Source organism: Mucilaginibacter aquaedulcis (assembly GCF_030409325.1).
GTDB classification, from domain to species: Bacteria; Bacteroidota; Bacteroidia; order Sphingobacteriales; family Sphingobacteriaceae; genus Mucilaginibacter; species Mucilaginibacter aquaedulcis.
In genome coordinates this window covers 244,377-256,505 of sequence record NZ_JAUFPR010000004.1, presented here as the reverse complement: position 1 = coordinate 256,505, position 12,129 = coordinate 244,377, and the positions used below count along the sequence as shown (strand labels likewise).

The 12,129-nt window shown below is 41.6% G+C and carries 15 protein-coding genes; 4 read left to right on the top strand and 11 right to left on the bottom strand.

Features of this window, described 5'->3' with window-relative positions; genetic code table 11:
- Positions 1–12: 12 nt before the first annotated feature.
- From accB to pdxA, 7 genes are all read right to left on the bottom strand, one after another.
- Positions 13–492, bottom strand: coding sequence for an acetyl-CoA carboxylase biotin carboxyl carrier protein (accB, locus tag QWZ01_RS19340; RefSeq protein WP_290326184.1), 480 nt, complete (start codon positions 490–492; stop codon positions 13–15).
- A gap of 235 nt (positions 493–727) precedes the next feature.
- The gene (locus tag QWZ01_RS19335) at positions 728–1,717 is read right to left on the bottom strand and encodes a beta-ketoacyl-ACP synthase III (protein WP_290326182.1); all 990 of its coding nucleotides are present in this window, start codon (positions 1,715–1,717) and stop codon (positions 728–730) included.
- A gap of 11 nt (positions 1,718–1,728) precedes the next feature.
- Positions 1,729–2,667: a phosphate acyltransferase PlsX gene (plsX, locus tag QWZ01_RS19330; RefSeq protein ID WP_290326180.1), complete on the bottom strand. Its 939-nt coding sequence runs from the start codon at positions 2,665–2,667 to the stop codon at positions 1,729–1,731.
- A gap of 16 nt (positions 2,668–2,683) precedes the next feature.
- Complete coding sequence (gene rpmF, locus QWZ01_RS19325; protein ID WP_076373869.1) at positions 2,684–2,875, bottom strand: 50S ribosomal protein L32; 192 nt, start codon at positions 2,873–2,875, stop codon at positions 2,684–2,686.
- A gap of 14 nt (positions 2,876–2,889) precedes the next feature.
- Positions 2,890–3,414 (bottom strand): YceD family protein, encoded by a 525-nt coding sequence (locus QWZ01_RS19320; protein ID WP_290326178.1) that lies wholly within the window; start codon positions 3,412–3,414, stop codon positions 2,890–2,892.
- Positions 3,415–3,681: 267 nt separating this feature from the next.
- Positions 3,682–4,866, bottom strand: coding sequence for a DUF5009 domain-containing protein (locus QWZ01_RS19315; protein WP_290326176.1), 1,185 nt, complete (start codon positions 4,864–4,866; stop codon positions 3,682–3,684).
- Positions 4,867–4,948: 82 nt separating this feature from the next.
- A complete protein-coding gene (gene pdxA, locus QWZ01_RS19310) occupies positions 4,949–6,004 on the bottom strand; it encodes a 4-hydroxythreonine-4-phosphate dehydrogenase PdxA (protein WP_290326174.1) in 1,056 nt (351 codons plus the stop codon).
- A gap of 211 nt (positions 6,005–6,215) precedes the next feature.
- Here pdxA and rsmA point away from each other — a divergent pair, with 211 nt between their 5' ends.
- Entirely contained in the window at positions 6,216–6,995 is a 780-nt protein-coding gene (gene rsmA / locus QWZ01_RS19305) for a 16S rRNA (adenine(1518)-N(6)/adenine(1519)-N(6))-dimethyltransferase RsmA (RefSeq protein WP_290326172.1), read from the top strand.
- A 15-nt stretch (positions 6,996–7,010) separates the two neighbouring features.
- On the opposite strand, the gene QWZ01_RS19300 is transcribed toward rsmA, so the two are convergent.
- Entirely contained in the window at positions 7,011–7,571 is a 561-nt protein-coding gene (locus QWZ01_RS19300; protein WP_290326170.1) for a hypothetical protein, read from the bottom strand.
- Between the two features lie 73 nt (positions 7,572–7,644).
- Positions 7,645–8,358: a hypothetical protein gene (locus tag QWZ01_RS19295; RefSeq protein ID WP_290326168.1), complete on the bottom strand. Its 714-nt coding sequence runs from the start codon at positions 8,356–8,358 to the stop codon at positions 7,645–7,647.
- A gap of 121 nt (positions 8,359–8,479) precedes the next feature.
- Here QWZ01_RS19295 and QWZ01_RS19290 point away from each other — a divergent pair, with 121 nt between their 5' ends.
- From QWZ01_RS19290 to QWZ01_RS19280, 3 genes are all read left to right on the top strand, one after another.
- Positions 8,480–9,403, top strand: a complete 924-nt coding sequence (locus tag QWZ01_RS19290) for a 2-hydroxyacid dehydrogenase (RefSeq protein WP_290326166.1) — start codon at positions 8,480–8,482, stop codon at positions 9,401–9,403.
- A gap of 336 nt (positions 9,404–9,739) precedes the next feature.
- Complete coding sequence (gene greA, locus QWZ01_RS19285) at positions 9,740–10,213, top strand: transcription elongation factor GreA (RefSeq protein WP_290326164.1); 474 nt, start codon at positions 9,740–9,742, stop codon at positions 10,211–10,213.
- A gap of 103 nt (positions 10,214–10,316) precedes the next feature.
- On the top strand, positions 10,317–10,712 hold the full coding sequence (locus QWZ01_RS19280) for an HIT family protein (RefSeq protein ID WP_290326163.1): 396 nt from the start codon (positions 10,317–10,319) through the stop codon (positions 10,710–10,712).
- A gap of 108 nt (positions 10,713–10,820) precedes the next feature.
- Here QWZ01_RS19280 and ruvC read toward each other — a convergent pair whose 3' ends face one another.
- Positions 10,821–11,405 (bottom strand): crossover junction endodeoxyribonuclease RuvC, encoded by a 585-nt coding sequence (ruvC, locus tag QWZ01_RS19275; RefSeq protein ID WP_290326160.1) that lies wholly within the window; start codon positions 11,403–11,405, stop codon positions 10,821–10,823.
- Positions 11,406–11,484: 79 nt separating this feature from the next.
- On the bottom strand, positions 11,485–12,126 hold the full coding sequence (gene aat, locus QWZ01_RS19270; RefSeq protein WP_290326158.1) for a leucyl/phenylalanyl-tRNA--protein transferase: 642 nt from the start codon (positions 12,124–12,126) through the stop codon (positions 11,485–11,487).
- Positions 12,127–12,129 lie beyond the last annotated feature (3 nt).

The following is a 12,129-nucleotide window of genomic DNA, read 5'->3' as shown; positions in this document are numbered from 1 at the left end:
CATCTGAAAATCTTAAACTGGTTCTACTAAAAATAAAGGTTGGTCGTACTCTACCGGTGATGCGTTATCAACCAATATTTTTACGATACGACCCGAAATTTCTGATTCAATTTCATTGAAAAGCTTCATGGCTTCAATGATACAAACAACAGAACCGGTTTTTATTTCGTCGCCAACGTTTACAAACAGTGGTTTATCCGGGCTTGAAGAGCGATAGAAAGTGCCTATCATCGGCGATTTGATGGTAAGATAGTTTGACGTATCCGGTGCTGCTGCCGCAGCTGGTGCTGCAGGTGCAACTGGTGCCGCCTCTACAGGAGCAGGTGGCAATACAGCAGGTGCTGTTTGTGCCGGGATGCTCGCATGTATAACCTGAGGCTGTACCTCGTTGGTTTTTATAGTAATCTTAAAATCTTTTTGCTCAATTGACACTTCGTTTACGCCCGATTTTGAAACAAAACGAATAAGGTCCTGAATTTGTTTAATATCCATACTTAGGGATTGATTGGTTTTGGATAAAGTTTATTATCTAAAATTATACTGATGAGCAAGCCGGCTGATAAGCGTATACGCATACGGCAGGCTGCAAATGTTTTTCAATGGTTTGTTGTCAAATTTACAGTAATGCAAATGTGCAAATGTTTTTTTGTTTTGACCATAAAATAAGTAACATATTAAACTGAACAGATGTTTTAATTTTTAATCTGTTCAGTTTAATATGTTAAATTTAATAGGCCCACTTTAAATAAACAGAGCCCCAGGTAAACCCACCTCCAAATGCGGCTAAAATAAGATTATCGCCTTTTTTGAATTTACTTTCCCACTCCCATAGGCACAATGGAATAGTGCCATTGGTAGTGTTACCGTAACGTTCAATATTGATGATCACTTTATCGGCACTTAAACCTGTGCGATTAGCTGTAGCATCAATGATGCGTTTATTGGCCTGATGCGGTACCAGCCAGGCAACATCTTCGCCGGTAAGCTGGTTGCGCTCCATTACTTCATGGGCTACATCGGCCATATTGGTTACGGCAAATTTAAATACCGCCTGACCTTCCTGGTAAGCAAAGTGTTCGCGAGCTTCTACGGTTTCGTGGGTTGCCGGTTTTACAGAGCCGCCGGCTTTTTGGTGTAGATACTGTACTCCTGATCCGTCGCTTTTTAATATAGAATCAATAACGCCGTAACCTTCGGTGTTGGGTTCAAGCAGCACTGCGCCGCAGCCATCACCAAAAATAATACAGGTAGCACGATCCTGGTAATTCACTATCGACGACATTTTATCGCCGCCAACTACCAGTACTTTTTTATGTTTGCCGCTTTCTATAAACTGGGCACCTGTGGTAAGGCCGTATATAAATCCGGAGCAGGCTGCCTGCAGGTCAAACCCCCAGGCGTTTACTGCGCCAATCTTATTGCCCAGTATATTAGCCGTTGCCGGGAAAGGCATATCGGGCGTGGTGGTGCAAAAAATAATAAGGTCAATTTCCTCGGCGCCTATACCGCGCTTTTTTAACAAGCCGTTAACTGCCGGAACTGCCATATCAGATGTACCCAAGCCTTCGCCTTTTAGTATGCGGCGCTCCTTAATGCCGGTACGGCTTACGATCCACTCATCATTTGTATCAACCAGTGTTTCAAGCTCCTGGTTGGTTAATATGTAGTCGGGAACGTAACCATGTACAGCAGTAATAGCAGCATGTATCTTAGTCATCTTTTATTTTTTTACTGAAAAGCTTGTTTAATTTTATCAACTAAATGGCTCTCTACCATGTTTTTTGATAGTAGAACCATGTTTTTGATGGCCTCGGGGCTTGAAATGCCGTGACCAACAATTACAGGGGCGTTTACACCAAGGATTGGGCTGCCTCCGTATTGTTCATAATTAAACCTGTCGAAAAACTCGTCATTAAGCTGTTTCTTGCGTGTTATCACATAGAACGATTCGGCAAGCTTTAATATTACATTGCCGGTAAAACCATCGCACACAAAAACATCGGCCCCTTCACTAAACAGGTCACGCCCTTCAACGTTACCTACAAAGTTAAACAGCGATGTTTTTTTCATTAAAGGGTAGGTAGCCTGACAAAGGATATTACCTTTTTCTTCTTCCTCACCAATGTTCATCAGTGCTACACGCGGATTGTCAATGCCATATATCGATTGTGCCAGCAAGCTGCCAAGCACACCAAACTGAAGCAAAACATCGGGTTTGCAATCGGCATTGGCACCTACATCAAGCAAAATACCCAAACCTCCTTTAAGTTTGGGTACAATGGTAGTCATAGCCGGACGAATAACGCCGGGAATGGTTTTTACGCTGAACATGGCGCCAACAAGCATAGCACCGGTATTACCTGCCGATGCGAAGGCTTGTATCTGCCCTTCTTTAAGCATTTGAAAGCCAACTGAAATACTTGAGTCAGGCTTTTGAACGATAGCTTTTGTAGGGTGTTCGCCCATACCTATCACCTCGGTTGTATGAACAAACTCAAAGTGATCGGGGCTTACGTTGTTTTCCTGAAGAATAGTGACAGTAAGATCTTTATCGCCAATAAGCACCAGTTTTTGGTCGGCAGATAAAGCTTTATAAGCTTCGATTGCCCCTAAAACGGTTGCTTTGGGAGCAAAATCACCGCCCATAATATCTAAGCCAATCTTCATTTCCAGAAAATTAAACTTATGCTACTGCTGCTTTCTCTATCAGTAATTTACCGTTGTAGTATACGTTACCGTCAACAGTATAAGCTCTGTGTGGCAAGTGTACAGCACCAGTAGTTTGGCAGGTAGTTAAAGTTGGAGCTTCAGCTTTGTAGTGTGTTCTACGCTTATCTCTTCTTGATTTGGATATTTTACGTTTTGGATGTGGCATGATCCTGTTATTTGTTATTTATTTATTTTCTTGAGTACATCCCACCGTGGGTCTGTATGCTCATTTTGTTCATTATTTGCCGAAAGCTTATTCAGCTTGTCGAGCATTTCTTTATCACAATATGAAGTGTTACCCTCATTGTCGCATACCGTTATAAATGGCATGGCAACGTTTATGTATTCATATATTAGCCCCGCAATGTTGATCTCATGATCATTTTTGCTTAGGGTGATAATCTCATCATCTTCATCAATAACCTCGTCGCTAAACTTAGCAATCTGTTGTTCGGTTATATCCAGCGGTTGCGGATATTGTGCCAAACACCTGTCGCAGGTAGCATCAACGGTGCCTGTGATATGGAAATCCAGGATCAGCATTGTTTCCTGTTTATCCAACTCAACCTGGCACTGCAGGTTTGCTTTTTTAACAAGCGAATAATCAAACTCGTTAAAAAAAGCGTCATCAACAATATATTCAAACTGGTGTTTCCCCAGTTTAAGCCCCGTAAAAGGGATCGAATATTTTTTAAGCGATTTCAATGAGCAACAATTAGCCCGCAAATGTATGGAAAAATACTACAATTGAAAAGTGTTTTTTTAAAAATGCAAAAGGCTATGAATTAAGGGTTAAGGATAAATGCCCGATCCCGAACAATTCGTTTCTAATAACCAGTGTGCAAATATATACCAAATACGGTAATGGTCACTTAGTTTTTGATGTTTTGTTAAGTGGGCATTTATTATCTGAATGACTCCGGATTTATTTGATAAGGCTGTTGTCAGTAAGCGAAAAAATTCTCTGACGCCTTATATCTTCAGCCTGATGTTTATTTTATCAAGCAAACCTGTGAGCCAAACCATTACAAAAGCAAATACTATACATTTTATGAGGCCGCCAGTGCCCTGGCTCAGGTATTCGGGATAGCCTATGTTGGTCATTTCGTACATCGGGTAAAACAGAAAAGGCACAATATAGCACGTAAATGTATTGGTACCCGCCGGTTCAATGATCTTAAACCAGTTGTACTTATGCTTAAAATCAACCACGAAAATAAATATGGCATACGCAATAAGGCTTATACCTGTACAAATGAGCACCCATGAAGGGGTGTCGCGCGCCTTGGATATACCACCGCTGAAATAACGTACAATAAAGCCCATATTGAACATAATAATGGCAATGAGTATAAGTGCTGCCCACAGTAATTTAAGTTCATTGTTCACTTTAAGGCGCATGTATAATACCGACACAAACACGCCTGCCATAGTAAAGGCCTGCATGGCGCCGTTACCGGCAATCCACACATATTTTTGAAGTCCGCTTAAAAAATCAAGAAAGCCGAAGTGGAAATCGATGTTGAAAAACATGAAGAATATCCATGCCGTGGCCTGGATCCATAAATGCCCGCTTGAGTAGTAATATATCAAAGCACAAACCAGGTACGACCAGCCAATGAGCCCCAATATGCCCCACCACGTAAAATGCAGCCAGGTATGCCCCGGATCGCTGGTTTTATATAGTACAGACATGGCTATGAGCAAGGCTACGCCAAAGCCCTGCAGCAGGTAGCGTTTGAGCTTGGTGGTTTCTTTGCTGTAATCTAAAAATATGAAGAAAAAGCTGAACGTTACCAGGCTTTCCCAAACTGGCTTGGGTAAAATAGAGGTAGTTTCATTATAGGTTTCCATATTGGCATGATAAAAACCAATAAATATGAGCGCGAATGAGCGACTAACTATGCGTGATAGTAATTTGTAATTGCCGCTTTTTAACCTGTTTTGAAACGCGAACGGGATGGATAAACCTACTATAAATAAAAATGCAGGGAATATAGTATCGGCGAGCCCTAAAGCATCAACGTTTTCGCCTGCATGTTTAAGCCAGTTGGGAGTATTCGGAATGCCATCAAGGTCATTCACAAATATCATCAGGAACATCGTTACAGCACGAAAGGCGTCAATGGAGCGGACACGACTAAAAAAATCATTCATTAAACTTGTAAATGCATTATCTGTACAAATGTTTTGATCTAACGTTAATTAAATTGAAACATTATTATTACAGACTTTATATTTAGTCTCTGTCGCGGCTTAGTTTGGTAAATACCAGCGGGTTTTCATTAAGTTCTAAAGTTTCGCGACGATGTTTTACAATGTGTATAGCAGTGAATAATGCCTCACGGAATGATATTTCTGATGCGATGTTTTTACCGGCAATATCATAGGCCGTTCCATGATCGGGCGAGGTACGCACAAAGTTTAAACCCGCTGTAAAGTTAACTCCCGACTCAAATGCTATCTGTTTAAACGGGATTAGCCCTTGGTCATGATACATAGCAAGTACAGCGTCAAACTGTAAGTAAGTACCGTTGGCAAAAAAGCCATCGGCAGGGTAGGGGCCAAAGGCCAGGATGTCATTGTTGCGGGCCTCTTCAATAGCCGGTATAATAGTTTCTTTTTCTTCGCTGCCTATAAGGCCGTTATCGCTGGCGTGTGGATTTAGGCCCAGCACCGCAATTTTGGGTTTACGTATCCAAAAATCATTTTGCAAGCTGTGGTTCATTAACTTAAGCTTGGCCACTATTTTTTCAAGAGTGATGCTTTCGGCAACTTTTGAAATGGGTATATGGCCCGTAACAACACCCACACGCAGGGTATCGCTTACTAAAAACATCAGCGATTCGGCTGCGCCATCACGTTCCTGTAAATACTCGGTATGACCAGGAAATTTAAACTGATCGTTCTGTATATTATCCTTATTGATAGGCGCAGTTATCAGCGCGTCAATACGGCCTTCTTTCAAATCAGCGGTGGCGCGTTCTAAAGAAAGGAACGCGTATTTGCCGCCAGCTTCGGTAACAGAGCCGAGCTCAATTTTTACATCCTCTTCCCAGCAATTAATCATGTTGGGTTTTTTATACTGAGCCTGTGATGCATCACTGATAACGTGAAAGTTAAGCTCGTTGATGCTGGTTGCACGGCGGTGAAATGAGGCTACTTTAGTATGGCCATAAACAATAGGTGTGCAATAATCATAAATGTGACTATCGGCCAGGGTTTTTAAAATTATCTCCAAACCAATACCATTTACATCACCAATGCTTATCCCAACTTTAATTTTTTCGCTCATGTCTTTATTTATATTAAACCGGTTTTACAAGTGATAGCAATGATGATAACCGGTATCTGATTTTAATTTTTTTTATATCGAACTAAAGCCTCTGATTTCGGCTTTTAGCTTTAAACTTTTGGCTTTTTTTACTGCAAATAAAAGATTTTAAGCTTATAGTTCCCGAATAAAGAACAAATATGCCTTAATTTGCTCATATATTTGATTAATAATGACATTGGTTAGGGCAAAAAAACACTTAGGGCAACACTTTCTTACTGACAAAAATATTGCCGCTAAAATTGTGGATAGCCTGAAACCGGCCGGCAGGTATAACCATGTACTTGAGGTTGGGCCGGGTATGGGTGTGCTATCTGATTTTTTGCTGCAAAAAACGGAGTATGAAACATCTTTAATAGATATTGATGAGGAATCATTCCAGTTTCTGCAAAAAAAATACCCGCAGTTGGGCAAGCGCCTCATTAATGCCGATTTTTTGGAAATGGATTTTTCAGGTGTGTTTGACAGTCCCTTCGCTATCATAGGCAACTTCCCTTATAATATATCATCGCAAATTCTTTTCAAGATACTGGATAACCGCCAGCAGGTGGTTGAGGTAGTGGGCATGTTTCAAAAAGAAGTAGCCGAACGCTGCTCGGCCAAGCCCGGCAGCAAAGAATACGGCATACTAAGTGTGTTTTTGCAGGCTTATTACAAGGTGGAGTATTTATTTACGGTAAAGGCAGGTGTTTTTAACCCACCGCCTAAGGTACTTTCAGCAGTGATCAGACTTACCCGTAATGATGCCGAAACATTAAACTGTGATGAAAAACTGTTTTGGCAAATTGTGAAGGCAGGTTTTAATCAAAGGCGCAAAACCCTGCGCAATGCTATTTCTTCGCTTATTAACAAAGAAAAAATGACCGATAACGCCACACTTGATCTGCGCGCTGAGCGCCTGAGTGTTGATGATTTTGTGAAGCTTACCAATGAGGTAGCGGCTAACAGGTAATTTTATATCTAAAATTTAGCTTACCTGTATCACAATAGGGTCGCCCTGCATCTTCTTAACCTGATCGGCCATGCGCTTGATGAACAGGTAATTGGTAGTGCCTCCAATTACAGCCCCTACTACAGGTACCAAGCGCTCGGCGGTTCGTGTACCTAATATCATAAGCATTTTTTCGGCTATACCTTCCATCATAGTTTTGGATAAGGCAACACCCGCTTCAACTTTTAAAGATGTAGCCACCAGCGCCATAAATTCTTCATACGTGATATGGTAACTGCCCTTGTTATAGTACATAATTGCCATGGTTGCTCTGAACTGCTGGGTTATCAGGTTTACAAAATCAATAGGCGTACCGGCAACAAGAGTTATCATGCCACCGCTACCCGATATAGCTCCCGAGCCCGCTGCCATACATGCACACTGGTTAATAAATTTATCGAGCCCCAGTGTATCAACTCCTTTTTTGATCTTAAGCTGATCAATATGATCAAATATCCGTTTAAAGCCACTATCAGCAAGCTTTGTGGCTTGTAGTTTTATATCGGAGCCCAGTTTTTTGAATTTAATGAGTTTCATTACCTTCTGATTAAGTTATTTAGAGCAAGGCGAGCTTCTCTCCAAATAACTTAATGCTATTCCCGTGCCAGTTTTATTTAGATGCCACTATTTCGCCTTTATCATTGAGCATTTGAATAACAGGTTGGTTTTGAGCGTTAATGAAAATCCTTAAACGGGGTTTGCCTTTGTCGTCGCATAAAAACAAACCTACTTCGCCCTGGCCGTTTTTGCCTACAAAAAGCCGTTCGGCAGTTATTACACCGGGCTGCTGTAGTTTTTTAATACCAGAGTTGTATGCCGCAGTGTCATTCAATTTGCTTAATGAATCAACATACTTTACTACCCTGGCCGATGGAAAGCTATCATACTTATCCCAAAGCTTTAAACCATAGCTGCGTTTTAGGCAGCCATTATCCTTATCCTGGCTATATTGGATCTGCATAATCTGGTCGTTCTGGTACTGATCTATCGAATAAGTCATACTGGCGCTTTTCTTGTCGCCGTCATAAACCAATCCGCCGCATTCATCGCCGTCATCATTAAAAAATATCATACCGGCGGGGCGGTCGCGTTTTGGTAATTCTTTTCCACCAATGGTGCCCGGATGCTGACGCTCCCGGTTACTGATAGCCATACGTATCTTGCCGGTAGGGTCAACAATATCAATTCGCTCGGCGGTAATGTGTTTAAAATGATCTGGATTGCTGCCTTGTTTCAGCACAATGCCGATAAATACTAATAAAATCAATGTTAAAATGGCTGCATATATTTTTAATATCCTGACCTGCTTTTGTAAGTTTTCCATAAATGATTGATAATGTTGCTGAACAAATATATTTAAAGCGTAAAAATTATTCATTATCGTAAACCCCGGCAGGTTAATAGCTTGTGGTTTTGTAAATTCGCCTTTTAATAAAAAAAATACATTGAAAAATAATATTCTTATTGTTGATGATGTGCATCCCATATTTATGGAAATGGCCGAGGCCAAAGGCTATCATTGCGATTACAAACCCCTTATAACGGCTGCCGAAGCCCTGCAAATAATAGGAGAATACGCCGGGTTGGTTATCCGGTCGAAATTCAGGGTTGATAAACAGGTATTTGACGCGGGTGCAAATCTGCGTTTTGTGGCCCGTGCCGGTGCCGGAATGGATAATATTGATGAGGCCTATGCTGCAGAAAAGGGTATTGAACTCATTAACGCACCCGAAGGTAATTCAGATGCAGTTGGTGAGCATGCTGTAGGTTTGCTGCTATCCTTAATGAACAACTTTAACCGCGGCGATGCGGAGATTCGCGACGGCAAATGGCAACGCGAAGCAAACCGTGGCTATGAACTTAAAGGAAAAACGGTGGGTATCATCGGCTATGGGCACATGGGGCATAGCTTTGCCCGCAAATTATCAGGTTTTCAGGTTGATGTTATTGCTTACGACAAGTATAAAACAGGTTTTAGCGACAGGTATGCCCGCGAAGTAAGCATGGAGGATATTGTTAAGCACAGTGATGTGCTAAGTCTGCATATTCCGCTAACACCCGAAACCAATGGACTTGTTGATGATGAGTACCTGTTTCATTTTAAAAAGCCTATTTTCTTTATCAATACATCCCGTGGGAAAACTGCAAAAGTAAGCGCTGTTTTAAATGCTATTAAAGAAGGCAAAATATTAGGCGCAGGACTGGATGTACTGGAGGTTGAAAAATTTCCGGCCCTGGCAGAACAAACCTGGTTTGATGAATTACGCCAAAGTGGTAAAGTACTGCTGAGCCCGCACGTTGCCGGGTGGACGTTTGACTCGTACCGCAAAATAAGCGAAGTGATGGCAGAGAAGCTGGTTGCTGTTTGAGTAGTGAGTAGTGAGTAACCAAGTTAGGGTTTAGGATTTAGTTATTAGAATTTCCTTTAGGATTTGGAATTTCACTTAGTTCAATAAATCGTGATTCAGACAAAAAAATCAACGAAATCAGCGCCATCAAAAAAATCAACGGTCAAAATCAGCAGTTAATAAATTTGGATATTAAAATTTAAATCTCTTATCTTCGTTAAATACAGAAACAAGACTATGTAGGCCCAGCCCATATAGTCTTGTTTGTTTTTTATGGTCATAGCGTCCTTCTTAAAACAAGGGGGGCGGTTTTTTTTGGATGACCAGGCAGAATGATAATTAAATAATTAAAGTGTTATGGCAGAGGTATCATACTTTACCAAAGATGGTTTAGAAAAATTAAAAGAAGAATTACAAAGGTTAAAAACAACCGGACGTGCAGATATATCAAAAGCAATAGCCGAAGCCCGGGATAAAGGCGATTTGTCAGAAAACGCCGAATATGACGCGGCTAAGGAAGCACAGGGTTTGCACGAGGCTAAAATTGCCCAGATGCAGGAAACCCTGGCTAATGCACGTTTGCTTGACGAGTCAAAAATTGACGTGTCAAAGGTGCTTGCCTTATCTATAGTAAAAATAAAGAACCTGAAAAACGGGGCCACTATGAGTTACCAGCTGGTATCTGAAAGTGAAGCCGATATGAAATCAGGAAAGATATCAGTAACATCGCCTATTGCGAAAGGGCTGTTAGGTAAAAAGGTTGGCGAAACTACCGAGATTACCGTACCTGCAGGTAAAATTGAATTTGAAATACTGGAGATCAGTAGATAGCTTGGGTAGTGAGTTTTGAGTTTTCTTAATAAGCTAATAGGCTTTCAACATAACTCAAAACTCACAAATTATTGCTCATTACTCATAACTTAAAATTTTAAAAATGACCATATTTTCAAAAATAATAGCAGGAGAGATACCTGCATATGTAGTAGCTGAAAGTAATGAGTTTTTGGCTTTTCTGGATATTAATCCGCTTGCAGAGGGCCATGTGCTGGTAATACCCAAAAAAGAGGTTGATTATATTTTTGACCTTGATGATGAAACCTACACCGGTATGCAGATCTTCGCCAAAATTGTGGCTACCGCGCTTAAAAAAGCAGTTCCTTGCATCAAGGTGGGGGTAGCCGTGATTGGTTTGGAAGTTCCTCATGCCCACATTCACCTGATACCCATGAACCGGGTTGACGATATGAACTTTGCCCGCCCCAAATTAAGTTTCACTCCTGAGCAACTGAGCGCTACACGCGATAAGATCAAAACAGCATTTAGAGAATAAGGAATTGATATGCGGATGTGTAAATGTGCAGATGAGTTAATAACCGTTTTGTCATAATAAAACAGATCAGAATCACCTGCACATCTTCATATTTGCACATTCCCACATCTACTTCACTATCCTTTTCGCGTTATCTTTAACAAAGGTATCCCAGCCGGAGTATGATTTTTTACTGCCCGAGCCTGATTTACTGCCCGTGCTTATGCGCTGAAAGGAATGACAAACGGCAACAGCCAGCCCATCCGTAGCATCTAAAAAATCAGGGGTTTCGGTGAATTTTAATAAGCTCTGCAGCATGGCCGCTACTTGCTCTTTAGTGGCATTACCATTACCCGTTATAGATTGTTTTATTTTACGGGGAGCATATTCTGTTATTTCCACATTGCGGGATAGTGCCGCTGCCATGGCTACACCCTGCGCCCTGCCCAGTTTTAGCATTACCTGTATGTTTTTACCATAAAAGGGGGCTTCAATTGCCAAACAATCAGGGTGGTAGTTATCAATAAGGGCTACTGTTTTTTCAAATATGCGCTGCAGCTTCAACATGTGGTCATCAGCTACGTTCATCTTCACCACGCCGAGGGCAATGAGTTCAATTTTGGGGCCGGTTTCTTTAACCAGGCCATAGCCCATAACGGCCGTACCTGGGTCGATGCCTAAAATAATACGTTCTTTGGTGTTTGCTTGCTGCACGCCTCAAAGGTAATTATATAGTAGCTAAAAGCGGAAGACCATAGGCCGAAAGCTTATGTGAATTTTTAAAGGGGAGTATTTACCGGCTTAGGCCGGATTGTAAAACAGTCATGTATTGTTCACGACTTATCATCCGGGCACCCATTGATTCCAGGTGATCGGTGTGTACCTGGCAGTCTATCAGTTCAAATTGGCTGTTTTGACAAAGATAAATAAGTGCGGTTTTGGAGGCATTACTAACACGGCTAAACATACTTTCGCCGCAAAAAACACGACCAGCCTGTACGCCATAAAAGCCGCCAACCAATTCCTGGTTCTGCCATACCTCAACAGAATGGGCGTAACCTTCAGTATGCAGTTTATTGTAGGCCGCTATCATATCATCGGTTATCCAGGTGCCATCCTGACCTTCGCGTGGTACGGTTGAGCAGGCTTTGATCACTTCGTTAAAACAGGTATCAGCGGTTACGCTGAACTTGCCCGAGCGCAACACCTGTTTCATGGATTTTGATATTTTTAATTCCTGAGGATATAGTACAAAACGTTCATGTGGGGAATACCACAGTATGGGCGAATCATCACTATACCAGGGAAAGATACCGTTTTGGTAGGCCAGTAATAATCGATGGGTTGATAGGTCGCCGCCAACAGCCAAAAGCCCGTCTGGTTCTGCCAGATCGGGCTCAGGAAATATTAATCGTTCGTCGAGCCTGAATATCATCAG